The organism is Cytobacillus sp. (assembly GCF_032154635.1).
GTDB lineage: Bacteria > Bacillota > Bacilli > Bacillales > Cytobacillaceae > Cytobacillus.
This window is the reverse complement of sequence record NZ_JALDXW010000004.1, coordinates 125,025-139,649: the sequence shown is the minus strand read 5'-3', so window position 1 is coordinate 139,649 and position 14,625 is coordinate 125,025. Positions and strand designations below refer to the sequence as shown.

Annotated in this window: 20 protein-coding genes; 9 read left to right on the top strand and 11 right to left on the bottom strand. The window is 37.3% G+C overall.

Going from position 1 to position 14,625, the window contains the following annotated elements:
• Positions 1-104: 104 nt before the first annotated feature.
• Together RUH74_RS05130 and RUH74_RS05125 are read left to right on the top strand one after the other, a co-directional pair.
• Complete coding sequence (locus RUH74_RS05130) at positions 105-1,856, top strand: methyl-accepting chemotaxis protein (RefSeq protein WP_313799183.1); 1,752 nt, start codon at positions 105-107, stop codon at positions 1,854-1,856.
• Positions 1,857-2,008: 152 nt separating this feature from the next.
• Complete coding sequence (locus RUH74_RS05125) at positions 2,009-2,209, top strand: alpha/beta-type small acid-soluble spore protein (RefSeq protein WP_313799182.1); 201 nt, start codon at positions 2,009-2,011, stop codon at positions 2,207-2,209.
• 72 nt (positions 2,210-2,281) lie between these two features.
• On the opposite strand, the gene RUH74_RS05120 is transcribed toward RUH74_RS05125, so the two are convergent.
• Both RUH74_RS05120 and RUH74_RS05115 read right to left on the bottom strand, forming a co-directional pair.
• Positions 2,282-2,632 (bottom strand): YlbF/YmcA family competence regulator, encoded by a 351-nt coding sequence (locus tag RUH74_RS05120; protein WP_313799181.1) that lies wholly within the window; start codon positions 2,630-2,632, stop codon positions 2,282-2,284.
• Positions 2,633-2,708: 76 nt separating this feature from the next.
• A complete protein-coding gene (locus RUH74_RS05115) occupies positions 2,709-3,842 on the bottom strand; it encodes a DUF445 domain-containing protein (protein WP_313799180.1) in 1,134 nt (377 codons plus the stop codon).
• A 131-nt stretch (positions 3,843-3,973) separates the two neighbouring features.
• Between RUH74_RS05115 and RUH74_RS05110 the strand changes: the two genes are divergently transcribed.
• From RUH74_RS05110 to RUH74_RS05095, 4 genes are read left to right on the top strand one after another with little or no spacing between them, the layout of a single operon-like run.
• Positions 3,974-5,347, top strand: a complete 1,374-nt coding sequence (locus RUH74_RS05110; protein WP_313799179.1) for a YheC/YheD family endospore coat-associated protein — start codon at positions 3,974-3,976, stop codon at positions 5,345-5,347.
• Positions 5,347-6,450: a YheC/YheD family endospore coat-associated protein gene (locus RUH74_RS05105; protein ID WP_313799178.1), complete on the top strand. Its 1,104-nt coding sequence runs from the start codon at positions 5,347-5,349 to the stop codon at positions 6,448-6,450. Before RUH74_RS05110 ends, RUH74_RS05105 begins: the two co-directional genes overlap by 1 nt.
• Positions 6,419-7,780 (top strand): YheC/YheD family endospore coat-associated protein, encoded by a 1,362-nt coding sequence (locus tag RUH74_RS05100; protein WP_313799177.1) that lies wholly within the window; start codon positions 6,419-6,421, stop codon positions 7,778-7,780. Before RUH74_RS05105 ends, RUH74_RS05100 begins: the two co-directional genes overlap by 32 nt.
• A complete protein-coding gene (locus RUH74_RS05095) occupies positions 7,777-8,853 on the top strand; it encodes a YheC/YheD family endospore coat-associated protein (RefSeq protein WP_313799176.1) in 1,077 nt (358 codons plus the stop codon). The genes RUH74_RS05100 and RUH74_RS05095 overlap by 4 nt, the downstream gene beginning before the upstream one ends.
• Positions 8,854-8,874: 21 nt before the next feature.
• Here RUH74_RS05095 and RUH74_RS05090 read toward each other — a convergent pair whose 3' ends face one another.
• Positions 8,875-9,006 carry a hypothetical protein gene (locus RUH74_RS05090; RefSeq protein ID WP_313799175.1) on the bottom strand — a complete coding sequence of 44 codons (132 nt, stop codon included), beginning with the start codon at positions 9,004-9,006 and terminating at the stop codon, positions 8,875-8,877.
• Positions 9,007-9,137: 131 nt separating this feature from the next.
• Here RUH74_RS05090 and RUH74_RS05085 point away from each other — a divergent pair, with 131 nt between their 5' ends.
• Entirely contained in the window at positions 9,138-9,350 is a 213-nt protein-coding gene (locus RUH74_RS05085; protein WP_313799174.1) for a YheE family protein, read from the top strand.
• 59 nt (positions 9,351-9,409) lie between these two features.
• A complete protein-coding gene (locus RUH74_RS05080; RefSeq protein ID WP_313799173.1) occupies positions 9,410-9,598 on the top strand; it encodes a hypothetical protein in 189 nt (62 codons plus the stop codon).
• Positions 9,599-9,729: 131 nt separating this feature from the next.
• Here the strand turns inward: RUH74_RS05080 and RUH74_RS05075 are convergent, their stop codons facing one another.
• Entirely contained in the window at positions 9,730-9,972 is a 243-nt protein-coding gene (locus RUH74_RS05075) for a hypothetical protein (RefSeq protein ID WP_313799172.1), read from the bottom strand.
• 289 nt (positions 9,973-10,261) lie between these two features.
• Between RUH74_RS05075 and RUH74_RS05070 the strand changes: the two genes are divergently transcribed.
• Positions 10,262-10,477, top strand: coding sequence for an alpha/beta-type small acid-soluble spore protein (locus RUH74_RS05070; protein ID WP_313799171.1), 216 nt, complete (start codon positions 10,262-10,264; stop codon positions 10,475-10,477).
• A gap of 75 nt (positions 10,478-10,552) precedes the next feature.
• On the opposite strand, the gene fumC is transcribed toward RUH74_RS05070, so the two are convergent.
• The 7 genes from fumC to RUH74_RS05035 form a co-directional block, all read right to left on the bottom strand.
• Entirely contained in the window at positions 10,553-11,926 is a 1,374-nt protein-coding gene (gene fumC / locus RUH74_RS05065) for a class II fumarate hydratase (protein ID WP_313799170.1), read from the bottom strand.
• A gap of 457 nt (positions 11,927-12,383) precedes the next feature.
• A complete protein-coding gene (locus tag RUH74_RS05060) occupies positions 12,384-12,698 on the bottom strand; it encodes a YbjQ family protein (protein ID WP_313799169.1) in 315 nt (104 codons plus the stop codon).
• Complete coding sequence (locus RUH74_RS05055) at positions 12,679-12,882, bottom strand: hypothetical protein (protein ID WP_313799168.1); 204 nt, start codon at positions 12,880-12,882, stop codon at positions 12,679-12,681. The genes RUH74_RS05060 and RUH74_RS05055 overlap by 20 nt, the downstream gene beginning before the upstream one ends.
• Entirely contained in the window at positions 12,882-13,097 is a 216-nt protein-coding gene (locus RUH74_RS05050; RefSeq protein WP_313799167.1) for a sigma-Y antisigma factor component, read from the bottom strand. The genes RUH74_RS05055 and RUH74_RS05050 overlap by 1 nt, the downstream gene beginning before the upstream one ends.
• On the bottom strand, positions 13,094-13,441 hold the full coding sequence (locus tag RUH74_RS05045; RefSeq protein WP_313799166.1) for a YxlC family protein: 348 nt from the start codon (positions 13,439-13,441) through the stop codon (positions 13,094-13,096). The genes RUH74_RS05050 and RUH74_RS05045 overlap by 4 nt, the downstream gene beginning before the upstream one ends.
• Complete coding sequence (gene sigY, locus RUH74_RS05040) at positions 13,434-13,958, bottom strand: RNA polymerase sigma factor SigY (RefSeq protein ID WP_313799165.1); 525 nt, start codon at positions 13,956-13,958, stop codon at positions 13,434-13,436. The genes RUH74_RS05045 and sigY overlap by 8 nt, the downstream gene beginning before the upstream one ends.
• Before the next feature lie 102 nt (positions 13,959-14,060).
• Positions 14,061-14,528 (bottom strand): helix-turn-helix transcriptional regulator, encoded by a 468-nt coding sequence (locus RUH74_RS05035; RefSeq protein ID WP_313799164.1) that lies wholly within the window; start codon positions 14,526-14,528, stop codon positions 14,061-14,063.
• Positions 14,529-14,625: the final 97 nt, after the last annotated feature.

Below are 14,625 nucleotides of genomic sequence, written 5' to 3'. Positions count from 1 at the left end.
TCAAAATATTTATAGTAAATATTTTCTAGTTATTCTATAGTTAAATAGTTGTTAGATCAAAATAAATAGGATAAATAAAATTGACATGTTGGAGGGTAACTTTAATGAAAACTAGTAAACTTCATTCCATAAAAGGCAAATTAATAGTTATCTCATTATTAATTTTAACGGTTCCTCTAATTGCTTTGGGAATTATTAGTTATAACCAAAGTAAAGCAAGTTTAGATGAGCTCGGGGCTGCAAATTTAGAAAATAGTGTAAAAATGGCGATAGAAATGATTGATGTACTTGATAAAGAAGTGAAAAAAGGAAACCTTCCGTTAGAAAAAGCCCAAGAACAGGTTAAGATCACTATTCTCGGAGAACGGAATAAGGATGGAAGCAGAACTGTCCATAATAAAATTGGTGAGTATGGCTATATGTTTGTATTAGACGATAAAGGAAATCAGATTGCACATCCACAATTAGAAGGGAAAGACAGTTGGGATTCTACCGACCCAAACGGAGTAAAGTCAACGCAAGAATTAATTAAAAAGGCGAATGAAGGTGGGGGCCTAACCTATTTTGAGTGGCCATTGCCTAATAACGAAAACCAAATTGAACCTAAAGTAACTTATTCAGAAAAAGACCCTAATTGGGGTTGGAACATTAACGCAGGTACTTACATGATGGATTTTAATAAACCTGCACAAAAAATATTTGACATGATTCTAATGATCATTGGCTGCACATTAGTAATTGGCGTTTTAATCATATGGATTTTTGCCAATACTCTTTCCAAGCCAATTCAAGTAGTAACAAAGCAAATGAAGCATCTTGCTGATGGGGATTTATCGAAAGATATGGTTCAAATTAAGACAAAAGATGAAACTGGTCAATTGGCTTCGGCAATAAACTATATGCAGGAAAATTTGGCTGGTATTATTACCAATGTATCTAAAGCTACAGAAAGCATGTCAAATCAAAGTGAAGAATTGATGCAATCTGCAAGAGAAGTGAAAGAAGGCTCGATACAAATTGCATCAACCATGCAAGAACTAGCTTCCGGTACTGAAACTCAGGCAAATAGTGTAAATGATCTATCTTCATCTATGCAAGCTTTTTCAAAAGAAATTGAAGAAGCCAATAAAAACGGAAAATATATACAAGAGTCCTCAGGCGAAGTTATAACTATAACTAAAGAAGGAAGCCAATTAATGAATTTGTCTAAGGATCAGATGATCAAAATTGATCAAATTGTCCAAGATGCTGTACAAAAAGTTCAAGGTTTGGATATTCACTCACAGCAAATTTCGAAATTGGTTGGAGTTATTAGGGATATTGCAGATCAAACAAATTTATTAGCTTTAAATGCTGCTATTGAAGCTGCAAGAGCAGGAGAACATGGAAAAGGTTTTGCCGTTGTTGCGGATGAGGTGAGAAAACTTGCCGAACAAGTATCAGAATCTGTAACAGATATTACGTCTATAGTGACAAATATTCAGAATGAATCAAGTGTCGTAGTGGAATCGTTACAAGGTGGATATACAGAGGTTAAAAATGGGACAAACCAAATTGAGGCGACTGAAGAAAAATTCCAAGGTATCGAGAAAGCTGTGACGGAAATGGTAAATAACATAAAAACGGTATCCGAAAAGCTGGAAAGCATTTCTATAAGAAGTCAAGAAATGAATACTTCAATTGAAGATATTGCCGCTATTTCAGAGGAATCTGCTGCTGGTATTGAGCAAACATCTGCATCCTCTCAGCAAACGAGTGCTTCAATGGAGGAAGTGGCTGACAGTTCTAATAAACTGGCTGAGCTTGCAGAAAACTTAAATGGGGTAGTTAGTCAATTTAAACTGCCGAAAATGTAGAAAAAATCCGTTTTACTCTAAGCAACAATATCTGCCATTGTCTTCACAAACTACAAAAAACAAAATTTACCATTGTAAACAATGCATAAATAGTGATTATCTCTTTAAAAATAGAAATGTATCAACAAAAAACACCAAAGGAGATGATTTACATGGCAAGGAACAACAATTCAAATCAGCTATTAGTACCAGGCGTTTCTCAAGCAATTGATCAAATGAAGCTAGAAATTGCATCAGAATTTGGCGTAAATCTTGGTCCAGAAACATCTTCAAGAGCAAATGGATCTGTTGGTGGAGAAATTACGAAGCGTCTTGTTCAAATGGCTGAGCAGCAGCTTGGCGGAAGAATCTAATAAAAATTATACGTAATTAACAAAAACCACCGTTCCTCAATGAGGAGCGGTGGTTTTCTGCCTAAAGGGAACTTATTGAACTGATCCGTACAGCTCTTCTAGAGGCTTCATAATAATTTTGTTCATTTCAGCAATGACCATACTCATTCGCTGCTCTGCTTCCATCAGCTTAGAAATTTTTGCATTTTGCTGTACAAGTGCAACAGACTTTTGTGCCTGAGTGACCTCTTCTTCGGAAATATTTTGTCCCATCATTTGTTTCTGCTGCAGCTGCAATTGGATGTTACGAAAATTTTCAAACATATCCTTCGCTGATTGATCTGCATTCACTTCATCATAGGCCTGCTTGAGAAGGCTGTATTCTTCACTTTGTCTTACGGCCTTCTCAAGCCCATAAGCTGAATCGTATAAATTAACTGGCATGTATGACACTCCTTATCTTAAACGAGAATGACTTTTACTATAACAAACTATGTTCATAATTGCGAGAAATGACACGTTAGTTTAAAAGGAGTGCAAGAATTCCTTGAAAAAGTCCAATTATCCCGCCAAGCAAGGCGCCTAAAAATGTAATCATTTTTAATTCCTTGTTGATAATTGTCATGACCATCTCCTCTAGCTGCTCTAAAGAGAAAGTTTCAACCTGCTGACGAACAATTTCTTGAAGGCGCAGTCTTTCCATTAAATGATCTATACGTGCTGACAGCCATTCAACAAAAAACTTTACACCGTTTTGTGAAACGATCTCAATGACTTCATTTCGGAAGGATACCGTTAATGTGGACAGAGGCGTTTGGAGTACATGCTCCAAATTCAGCAATTTGCTTACACTAGTTTTAATCATTGTAAGGAGTTCATCTTTTTTAAACTGCTTTTCAAGCTTCTCAGCTTCCCATTCAAGTACATTATTCCATTCCTTTTGAAGTAGTGCAGTTATCATATCAGCCGTTCCCTCATTTTTGAGAAACTTAATAATTTCCGGCTGAAGTTTATCAGCTATATTCATATTTCCCATAAACATTTGCAGCATGTTACCAAGAACTCCGCTTCGTTCCTTTAGAAAGTCATCTGCCATTTTTTGAATTCGTCTATTCCCCTCATAGCTCGAAAAATAGTCGACCCCTTTTTGAATAATAAAATCACTAATGACAGGAAGCTTGGCATCTACTTTTTCAATAATAGTAGCAGGAATAACCGTCCTTAATGATTGATGACGATATTTCCCCATTATACTTTCATACTTTTCATCAATCCATTCGTTTATGCGTACTTCTGCTTTCACATGTACGTCAGTTATCCCAAACGTTTTCAGCAGCTCTGCAGGAGTCTTTTCCGAACAAAGAAAGTTCTCCATTTCCCGTTGAACAAAACTAGTCATCTCTCTTTGAAAGTTGTCATTTAGAAATTTTTTCTTTATTCCTTCCGGTGTTAATAAATGCCGAGTAACAACTTTTCCCATCTGTTCTGCAAGCTCAGCTTGTCTCTTCGGAATTAAGCCTGGTGTAAAAGGGACTCTCCATTTGCCGATATATAACGTTTTATATGGCCTAAAAAGCATTTTAATCGCTAAATAGTTGGTAAAGCCTCCAATAATCGCTCCTATTGCGATCATCATAATAATTATCAGTGCCATTTGCATATCTTTTTACATCTACCTTCCATCTGGGCTTTCGCACCAATTTATCATTTTTTTCATATGATGCTTTAATCAGCTTTTGCCTATATAATAATGTACCATAAAGCCCATGCAAATGAGGAATGATCATGTCTTTTTCATTACTACCAATTACGATTATTCCAGCTCAAACGTTTCAACCAAATGGCGATTGGTTAAAAATAAGCCACTCGCTCATTCATTATTGGGATATCGATAAAAGTAAACCAATAACCATTTCTGTTGGCGGAAATCATGTATTAGCAATGATTGAAGGTGCACCGCTTACAAAAGATGAAATCCTTTTTGAGAAAGGACTTTTTCAGAAACTATTAATCCCCGTACACGAATCCCAATGGATTGCCAGCTTTTCTCACGAAAATCAAACACTCACATTGGGGCCAGTCATTGGCATTCTTACGGAATACACTGAATCAGAAAAAGAACCCCACTTTCGCAGCATACATGCTTTTTGTAAAGAACTGCATGACCTTGTATCCGACATCGGCGGATTCCTCTTTGTTTTTCGTATAAGTGATTGGATGGATACAAAGCTAAATGGCTATTATTATCATAATGGGCATTGGCAGAAAGCCTCCCTTCCCCTTCCTTCTGTTATCTATAATCGTATTCATTCAAGGAGGCTTGAAGCAAGTCAATTGTTTGAAACATTTAAAGCTGAAATAGAACGGAAACATATTTCGATTTTCAATGAGCAATTTTTATCAAAGGAAATCGTCCATCATTTATTATATTCAGAAGAGTATATGAAGCCATATTTACCTGAAACTTGGGTGCTTACCGATCATTCACTTCAAGAAATGCTGCAGAAATATTCTTCCGTTTTCATAAAACCGATTCATGGGAGCCAAGGCAGAAATATTATCAAAGCGGTCATAGAGAATGACATCCTGCAAGTAAAAATATCGACTGGAACAAATAAAGATCGTACGTTTCAGTTTTCAGAGCACATACAACTTTATAATTGGCTGTTGCCGTATCTAAAAAAAAGAACCTACCTTATTCAACAAGCCATTCCATTAATGGCTTATAAAAATCGGAAGCTAGATTTTCGAATCCTTTGCCATAAAAACTTCCATAATACGTGGAAAGTAACCTCTGCAGTTGCCAGGCTGTCAGCTGACCAGCAATTTGTTTCAAATATTGCTAGAGGCGGTGATTTAATGAAACCAATTCATATCCTTTCTATATTATCAAACCGGGAAACCGCCATCCAACAGTTAAAGTTAATGAAAGAACTCGCCATTGAAGCCTCCTCACTAGTCAGCCAAAAGGCAGATGGCCTTATTGGTGAATTAGGTGTTGATCTAGGGGTCGATGAAGATGGGAAGCTTTGGATCATCGAGATCAATTCAAAGCCGTCTAAAAATTTTGAGGAAGAATCAAATAAAATTCGGCCTTCAGCAAAAGCCTTATTGGAATATTGTACATTCCTATCCTTTAGCAAAGGGAGATATGAATAATGCTTTCATTCGGATTAATGACATTAAGCTTAAATCATGAAAAAGGCTATTTCTATGAACTCGCAAAACGAGCACAATCCCACAACATTCAATGTTTTCGTTTTGTTCCTTCATCCATTCATCCGCTAACCCAAAAAGTCAATGGAGAACAATTTAACTTGACAGCGAATGGGTGGGAACCATGTGAATTTCCGATACCAGAGGTTATTTATGACCGTTGCTTTTATTCGGATGATTCCCATTCTTCTCAGTGTAAGGCGATTGTTAAATGGCTGAAAACTAGAAAGGATATTTTGTTTCTAGGGCACGGCCTCCCTAACAAACTTCATTTATATGATGCTATTGCTAATACAAGCTTATCCCCGTATTTATTGCACTCCATGCCGCTGTCATCGGGTGAAAAATTAATTCAGTCATTATCACCCCAACAAGCTGTCGTGATTAAACCAGTAAATGGCTCCCAAGGAAGAGGGATTTATTTGCTAAAAATAACATCCAATGAATTACATGTTCAAACAGATAAACTAACGACTCATTTATCAAGAACATTTGCGAGTTCTCGATCAGCAATAGCATGGTTGAATCGACTGATTAGTAACCAAGATTACTTTGTTCAGCCGTACGTAAATTTAAGGTATGAAGGAAACGTCCCTTTTGATATACGCACACTTATCCAAAAGGACGAAAAAGGAAACTGGCGGGAAATTTGCAGAGGAATTCGAACGGGAATGAGGAATGGAATTATATCCAATTTACGTGCAGGCGGATCAATTACAAGCTTTGAATCTTGGATTCATACACTTCCAGAGTCACAAAGTGAATTTATTTGCAATGAACTTGACGAAGTATTATCAAGGATCCCAATCATATTGGATCAGAAATTCCCCCCTCTATTCGAATTGGGGGTAGATATAGGAGTGAGTGACAACGGGGCTATTTGGATACTAGATATTAATTCTAAGCCTGGAAGAACAGTAGCCCTCACACTGAAGCCCGAATTAACGGAAATATTGTTTAACGCTCCCCTTCTATACGGAAAAACGCTTAAAATCAGAGAAAGGAGCCATTCGAATGAAGAAATATTTTCCATTAGAAATTCTTGATCATAGCCATCAAAAGGTTTGTATTCCTAGTCAGATCAAATCAAATGTAAAATTAACAAAAATTGCATTCGGTACCCATATGATCGAAACGGAGATTGAACAGCATAATCGGCAGTCCATCTCATTAAGTAGAGATATTGCTGAAAAACTTCTACTTCCTCCTATAAAAATTCCCATGCATCTTTTTATCGCGAATGAAACGGTCATCATCGGCCCACTTGTTGGTGTTTTCACATCTGGATTTACTCCGTTTCTTTTACGTCCGATCGGTGAAAGAAGCCTATTCTTCGCTAAGCTCCTTTCTGTTAAAAAATCTGTCGGTGCGCTTCCATTTATATTTGGGGAGCAACATATCAATTGGGAGCAGGGAACAATACATGGTTTATTCTACCACCTAGATGGATGGAAAACGTATGAAGTTCCTTTTCCTAATGTCGTTTATGACAGACTGCCCAATAGAAAAACTGAAAGACAGACATCATTAAGGCTTGTAAAAGAACGGCTTCAATCAGAATACATGATCCCGTGGTATAATCCTGGATTCTTCAATAAATTAGATGTAAATGATCGACTTCAGCAAAATGAAAATATTAACACATTCTTACCGGAGACTTATGCGTTCTCTTCTTTCTCAGACATTGAACAGATGCTATCTAAATATGGGCATGTTTTTATTAAACCGATGAATGGAAGCCTTGGCCTTGGCATACACCAAATCCTATTTGATAAAGTGGAAGGCAGTTATTTTTGCCGTTACAGGGATCTGACTGGACAGAATAAATTAATAAAATTCAGTACTTTGGAATCATTAATGGGTCGCATTTTTAAAGGAAAAAATCTTAATCGCATGCTTATTCAACAAGGAATTTATTTGCTGCGAAAGGATAAACGGCCAGTTGATTTTAGGGTTCATACAAATAAGGATGAAAAGGGAAACTGGATAGTGACAGCGATTGCTGCAAAGCTTGCTGGTGCTGGCAGTGTAACGACTCATGTTAAAAGCGGCGGGGTGATTAAAACAATTGAAGAAGTCTTCCCTGAAATAGAAGAACAAAAGGAAGTAAAAAGAAAGTTAGCGGATGCCGCCATAAAACTTAGTGAAGCATTAGAAGAAAGTATGGAAGGAATTATCGGGGAAATTGGCTTTGATCTTGGAATAGACCGAAATGGGGCAGTTTGGCTATTTGAAGCGAATTCTAAACCAGGAAGGTCTATCTTTTCGAATCCTCAGCTGAGGGAGTATGATCTTCTTACACGAAAGCTTTCGCTTTCATTTGCTATCTATCTGACTGAAAGAGCGATTTCACAGCCAGAGGAGATTTTCAAGTGACGTATGTAGACTTAAAAAATCATACTGGCCCCCTAATCGGTATATTAGCCGGCAGAGGAAAGCATCAGTCCATTATCGGAAATGGACCATTTTTTAGGGAACTGCAAAGAGAAATCATTAAAAACGGCGGGATCTCCGTCGTTTTTACTCCTGAAGATATTAAAGAAACAACGATTGCTGGCGTTATCTACACACCCGAGCTTGATAAATGGACGGCAATTACGTGCCCCATTCCTCATATTGTATTTAATCGTGTGCCGACTAGAAAGATAGAATCCACTGAATCCTTTAAAGAGGCCTTTCAATTTTTTCAAAACAGGAACATCCCTTTTTTTAATCCAAGATTCCTCGATAAATTTACACTTTTTGAAATGCTTTCACATGATTCAATTCTTCAATCCTTTTTACCTATGACAATTAAGATTACTGAAAGAGACTCTTTATTCCGCTTTTTAGAAAGATATAAAACCATTTATTTGAAGCCCTCCCATGGGGCTAAAGGTATAGGGATTTACAAGCTATGCCTACAGAAGAACCAAACAGTTATCATGCACAGTTTATACGATGAGCACGTTTATAAAGATTTTCAAGCATTTTGGAAAGAGTGGGAGCATCCTTTTTTGAAAAAAAACTATATTGCTCAGGAATCCGTAAAACCTGCACTTTTCGAAGGAAAGCGATATGACTTTCGTATTCTTGCACATTATACAGAAAAAGGGTTTCAAGTAACAGGAACCGGTATTCGTCAATCTCGTGAGCAAGAGATTACCACTCATGTCTTAAATGGCGGCTGCATGATTCCTTATGAAGGCATTCAAACGGAAGAACATGATCAATTCTTTGCCATGATCGTTGAACGTGCAGGAAAAATCTTAACAAAAAAATTAGGTTTCTTTGGTGAATTTTCAATAGATGCTGGGCTTTCGGAGGATGGGAAATATATAATATATGAAATAAACTCAAAACCCATGCGTTTCGATGAAATAAATATAGAAAAGAAACGTATTCGTACCCTCGTTCAATTGTTCCTACAACTAGCAAAAAATAATTGTTTGCCCGATAACAAACGATAATTGCTATCGGGCAGATCGGGTTTATCTTTTTCTCTTCGAAGGACCTCCAAGTGCTTGAAATTGACTTTTTAGTTTCTCCCTTGCTTTGTCATTTCTCATTAAATAGGCTGCCCCCAGTGCCAATGCCGTCATTGCAATATTGCTACGTTTCATGATTCCTGTCCCTCCTTAATTATATAACCGTACAATATATCTTTTCCCCTTTTAAAAGGAATAAAACATAGAATAAATGTAGTTGGGTTAATGAAGAAGAACAGGTAAAATAAGAATAAGGAGGAAGGGATATGCTCACACACTTTCAATACAAAAAATTATATGCAAACACAGAAATACCTGGATGGAACATCTCCTTTTACTTTAACAGACAAAAGTTTCATGGAATTTACCATCAAAACGGGCAGATCGAATGGACTTCACAGCCCCCGAGTGAAGAGGATGAAATTAGGCTGATTGAACAAATTCATGAGCTCATGCTTTTTCATGTGTATGATCACTAGGATATTTGTATGTTTTTCTGCTTTCCTGAGTATAGTAACATGAAAAGGAGGCAACCACTTTGAAAAAAGAAAAGTTTATTAAAGACACCGAACATGAGGGCAAAGACAAGGTCTTTTTGGATATTGACCGTATGATCAATGAAGGATTGTCAGGAGGATCTGTTCACATGAGGGAAGAACAAACAAATATTGAAGAAGCTCGAGAGCTTAACAAAGAGGAACCGCCTTATCATATGAAGCTTGAATAAGGTACATAGAACAAATGCGCAAGCGCCATGATCTCCCCCGACAAGCATTATTCACAGCATTCGATTTTATAATTTCCTAGAACTCAAGAAACCCGATGCCATTTTTTTACTGCAGCGGGTTTCTTTTTTATTTACTCTTTAATCAATCTTACCACTTCATTCCCACAAACACTGCATTTTACCAAATGAGGGCATTCCTTTTCCTTAAAATCATTTGGGAAGCCATCTTCCATTTTCATTTGATCAATGGGCATATAAGCACTGTAATCATCGTAATAATCCATGATTCTTCCGCTATCGGTTAATTCTTTTCCACACGATGAGCAATTCGCCTTCATTTCTTCAAATCCATTGCAAATTGGACAAATAGCCATACGATCAGCTCCATATTCATTTAATCAATTCCTCATTAGACACTACTATTAACGTTCGTATCTATCCCGTTTGTTATGTAATGATCATCAGGAAACAATTTCCGTTATCGAAGCAGGAATATTAAAATGAAAAACAACCATAATAGAGAGTACACACAGCAACAAACCGCATCAAGCTTCTAACATCAATGGGTTAGACCATCAAGTGGTAGCAAGAAAACTTGCACCGGTGCAATCCCGGATAACCCAGCCATTCACAAAAAAATTTTATGAGGAGATGAAGATGCAAATGGCAAACCAATCAAACAGCAATTCCTCAAACCAATTATTAGTACCAGGAGTAGCGCAAGCACTCGATCAAATGAAGTACGAAATCGCCAATGAATTTGGTGTAAACCTTGGCGCGGAAACGACATCTCGCGCAAATGGTTCTGTTGGTGGAGAGATTACAAAGCGACTTGTTCAATCCGCTCAACAACAACTGGCTGGCAGATTTCAATCATAATTAATCAACAATTAAATAGCATATGGCTTGGCCCCCTTCATTTAGGGGGCCATTTATCCTTCCAAAGGCGATTCGCTAAATCATCTTTTTTGGATTTACCCATTCATCATATTGTTCACTTGAAATATAACCTGTTTTCAATGCTGCTTCTCTTAAGGTTGAATGTTCCTTAAATGCAAGCTTTGCGATTTCCGCCGCCTTTTCATAGCCAATATGCGGGTTCAAGGCTGTAATGAGCATGAGAGATTTCTCCACATGTTTATTGATTACCTCTTCATTTGCTTCCAAGCCTTTCATACATTTTTCATTAAAGGAATTCATTCCATCCGTTAATAGGTGGACGCTTTGGATGAAATTATAAATAATTACTGGTTTAAACACATTTAATTCAAAATTCCCTTGGCTTGCAGCAAAACCAATTGCCGCATCATTTCCAAATACCTGACAGGCTACCATTGTTAGCGCCTCACTTTGTGTTGGGTTTACCTTCCCTGGCATAATGGAGCTTCCAGGTTCATTTGCCGGAATCGTTAGCTCGCCTATCCCGCTTCTAGGTCCACTTGCAAGCCATCTGACATCATTCGCAATTTTCATAAGATCTGCAGCTAAAGCTTTTAATGTCCCATGGACATGAACGAGCTCATTATGACTCGTCAATGCTTGAAATTTATTAGCCGAGGACCGAAAAGGATACCCGGTTTGTGAAGTAATTTCTTTTGCTATCTCCTCTCCAAACATCGGGTCAGCATTGATCCCTGTCCCAACCGCTGTTCCGCCAATTGCCAAATCAAGCAAATAAGAAATTGCTTCTGTTAGCATTCGTTCATTCTTATCAAGCATCGCTCGCCAGCCGCTTATCTCTTGCCCTAAAGTTAAAGGCGTGGCATCCTGCAAATGTGTTCGGCCGATTTTTATGATATGTTTGTATGCTTCTTCCTTTGTTTGAATCGTTTTTTTCAATGCTTGGAGCGAAGGGAATAGTTTCTCGGCAACCTCTATATAAGCTGCCATATGCATCGCTGTTGGAAAGGTATCATTAGAGCTTTGGGACATATTCACATCGTCATTCGGATGAATGTTGGAATCCCCTTCATTCATTTGTTCATTTGCCCTTCTTGCAATCACTTCATTTACATTCATATTTGTTTGTGTACCGCTGCCTGTCTGCCATACTGCAAGAGGAAAATGATCGTCAAAATTCCCTTGGATGATTTCTTCAGCGGCTGCAATAATTGCTGCCTTCTTTCTCTCTGGTAATTTTCCATGTTTATTGTTAACAATAGCGGCAGCCCTTTTTACTTTTGCTAACGCATAAATGACTTCCATCGGCATTTTTTCAGACCCGATTTTAAAATTTTGCTTACTTCTTTCCGTTTGTGCTCCCCAATATTTTTCAGCAGGAACATTAACCTCTCCTAGTGTATCTTTTTCAATCCGGTACCCAGACATATTTAATCCTCCTCGACAATGTGATTTATTCTCTATCATCTATACCCTAAATTTCCAACAATTATTGTTCCTTATAAAACTTTATCCGTTTGTGTTTATATATTTAGAAAAGCGCAATCGTTGCGGAGGGGTTCTGAAGTTTGATCGGCGATCAGATGCTTGCATTAGACAATTCTCTCACTCTAAAGTTATTCTTTCTTTTCTATAAAAAAACTGCATTGCATAAAGCAAGCAGTTTTAGTGATGAATGATTGTATATCCAACAAAGTAAGCCAATACCATCACACTGGCTATCGCAAACGTAACTGATAATAATTCCATTTTGAAGCCTCCTAAGCAATGAATTTATACTTTAAAAGTATCATACAAGTTAGGAAGGACTCTTTGTATTCTGTGACAGGCAGGTGAAAATTTTATGAACTTTACATTCATAAGATTTGATTGATTACACTCCGATTTACTCTACAACGACAGCAGTACCATATGCAATAATTTCAGCTGCATTCTGCATGACTGCTGATGTTTGCAAACGCATGCCCACAATCGCATTCGCCCCTTTTGCTTTCGCATCTTCCGCCATTCGGCCAATTGCTTTCTGTCTTGCCTCGTCCATCATTTCTGTATATTCTCCAATTTCTCCGCCGACAATCGTCTTTAAACCAGCCAGTATGTCTTTTCCGATATGCTTTGTTTGAACAGTGCTTCCTCTAACAAAGCCTTTTAATTCTTTAATCTCTTTCCCATGTATATAATCAGTAGTCACGATAATCATTTCGATCGTCCTCCTCTTTCTCTTTTATTCGTTCAAGTAATAATAAGATGAAAATACCACCTATTAATAAAATATAAATCAGATAAAAAATAACCGCAGCCTTCAAATTAATGAAAAGTAAAATGATCGCAAGAAGTTGCCCGATACCTGCAATTAGAAGAAAAATTCTTTTAGCGATTCCCATTATTCCTTCATTCTCCCAGGATTCTTTTTATGAAATACCTTCCTAACGAAAATGAGATAAGCAAGGGTTGGCATCGGTACCTGAATAAGACCTATAATTCCCCAAAACCAATAGTTATGGCCATATTTCCTTGCATGTATGAACAGAAAAATGCTTTGACTTATAAGAATGACAGCAACAATGATAAGCAGCGGAATTGATATCTCTTCATTCATGTTTCTTTCACCTGTTTAATGAGCCGAAGTGAAAAGTAACCGATGAGAAAAATTACCGCCAATCCTTGTAAAGCAAAGAAAATGGTTGGAATATTATATAATGTAAAAAGGACGGTACTTAAGACTAGGAGGGCAACAATAGAAAAAATGGATACATCGAAAATTAGTTTTTTTCTTAATTGCTTTTTCTTCTCCGCTACCATGTTTTCAAACCATTCAAAATTTGGCGTATATACGGGTGCATGCTGCTCAACTGATTCCAAACCTCCTTCAATTTCTTTAATAATTGTAAGGAGGCTTTCATCTATATAATCGTTTTCCATTCCCTCTTTTTGTTTATCCATTTAGCCTCAGCTCCTTTCTAACACCAAGGATTCCATTATGGACCCTTGACTTAATTGTTCCTGAAGAAAGCTTCATCATCTCGCCAATTTCATCATAAGAATATCCATAATAATGCTTTAAAATGATCGGTATGCGAACATCATCAGCCAATTTTCCTAGTGCCGACAATGCATCTGTCCATTCTTCATTCCTGCTTTTAATTTGCCATTTCAGCTTCCTGTATATTTCTTCTTGCTGCTGCCAATTTTTTTCTCTTTTCTTTTTCCGCTGCTGGTCGATATATAAATTTGTCGCGATAGAAATGAGCCAGGAAGAAAATTTAGATTTCCCCTGATATAAATGGATTTTCTCCATACATCTTGCCATTGTCTCCTGAGCAAGCTCTTCTGCAGTATCAGGATTCATCGTTACTTTCATTAAATATTTGACCAAGAAAGAATAATTTAGTTGAAAAAGCATGGCAAAAGCGCGATTATCTCCACTTTTTGCGCTTTTTATGAGCTCTCCCTCTTCCATGGCTTCTGTTCCTCTCTTTCCATCTTCCCATCTTTCCGTTACTTGTTATTTCAACTATAAGACGTTTATGATCATAAATCGTTCATTTTTTATAACATTTTTTCAAACATTTTTTTTCTGCTCTAACACTAATTCCATAAAACGTTCCTTCGATGAAGCTTCATCAAAGCTGCTATATATACGAAAATGATCCTCATCAATAATCCGAAAGTGCTGACTGATCATATTTTGCTGTAATAGCAGCCCATTTTTTCTGTCTATTTCCTTCCACCAAATTTTCCCGCCCATTGTTTTTTCCCTGCGATAGTCAATCCCTTCACGAGCAATGGTTTCTAACACTTCTAACGGTTCATCCCCAAACAAAAATCGAACAGTTTCTGTTTCCCTAAAAAGGGCACATACAACGACAACCGTTGACCAACCAGCATCCACACGCCCCTTTTCAATTTGTACAAGTGTTTTTTTGGAGAGTCCAATGATTTCTGCCATTTTATCTTGCGTATATCCTGCCTCCGTACGGATCAGGCGCATTTTTTCCGATACTTTAGAAATAATTTCATCACGTGTCACGGCTTCCTCATTCCCTTAATTCTTTTTGTGTATTATTACACTCAATTATAAAAGAGCAAGAGCAAACAAAGCAAATTCTAAAAAAAAACTGCTGTCA

What these genes read in the sequence shown, in the direction of transcription:
- RUH74_RS05130 (WP_313799183.1), top strand. Translation starts at nt 105, where the DNA reads ATGAAAACTAGTAAACTTCATTCCATAAAAGGCAAATTAATAGTTATC.
- RUH74_RS05125 (WP_313799182.1), top strand. Translation starts at nt 2,009, where the DNA reads ATGGCAAGGAACAACAATTCAAATCAGCTATTAGTACCAGGCGTTTCT.
- RUH74_RS05120 (WP_313799181.1), bottom strand. Translation starts at nt 2,632, where the DNA reads ATGCCAGTTAATTTATACGATTCAGCTTATGGGCTTGAGAAGGCCGTA.
- RUH74_RS05115 (WP_313799180.1), bottom strand. Translation starts at nt 3,842, where the DNA reads ATGGCACTGATAATTATTATGATGATCGCAATAGGAGCGATTATTGGA.
- RUH74_RS05110 (WP_313799179.1), top strand. Translation starts at nt 3,974, where the DNA reads ATGTCTTTTTCATTACTACCAATTACGATTATTCCAGCTCAAACGTTT.
- RUH74_RS05105 (WP_313799178.1), top strand. Translation starts at nt 5,347, where the DNA reads ATGCTTTCATTCGGATTAATGACATTAAGCTTAAATCATGAAAAAGGC.
- RUH74_RS05100 (WP_313799177.1), top strand. Translation starts at nt 6,419, where the DNA reads ATGAAGAAATATTTTCCATTAGAAATTCTTGATCATAGCCATCAAAAG.
- RUH74_RS05090 (WP_313799175.1), bottom strand. Translation starts at nt 9,006, where the DNA reads ATGAAACGTAGCAATATTGCAATGACGGCATTGGCACTGGGGGCAGCC.
- RUH74_RS05085 (WP_313799174.1), top strand. Translation starts at nt 9,138, where the DNA reads ATGCTCACACACTTTCAATACAAAAAATTATATGCAAACACAGAAATA.
- RUH74_RS05075 (WP_313799172.1), bottom strand. Translation starts at nt 9,972, where the DNA reads ATGGCTATTTGTCCAATTTGCAATGGATTTGAAGAAATGAAGGCGAAT.
- RUH74_RS05070 (WP_313799171.1), top strand. Translation starts at nt 10,262, where the DNA reads ATGGCAAACCAATCAAACAGCAATTCCTCAAACCAATTATTAGTACCA.
- fumC (WP_313799170.1), bottom strand. Translation starts at nt 11,926, where the DNA reads ATGTCTGGGTACCGGATTGAAAAAGATACACTAGGAGAGGTTAATGTT.
- RUH74_RS05060 (WP_313799169.1), bottom strand. Translation starts at nt 12,698, where the DNA reads ATGATTATCGTGACTACTGATTATATACATGGGAAAGAGATTAAAGAA.
- RUH74_RS05055 (WP_313799168.1), bottom strand. Translation starts at nt 12,882, where the DNA reads ATGGGAATCGCTAAAAGAATTTTTCTTCTAATTGCAGGTATCGGGCAA.
- RUH74_RS05050 (WP_313799167.1), bottom strand. Translation starts at nt 13,097, where the DNA reads ATGAATGAAGAGATATCAATTCCGCTGCTTATCATTGTTGCTGTCATT.
- RUH74_RS05045 (WP_313799166.1), bottom strand. Translation starts at nt 13,441, where the DNA reads ATGGATAAACAAAAAGAGGGAATGGAAAACGATTATATAGATGAAAGC.
- sigY (WP_313799165.1), bottom strand. Translation starts at nt 13,958, where the DNA reads ATGGAAGAGGGAGAGCTCATAAAAAGCGCAAAAAGTGGAGATAATCGC.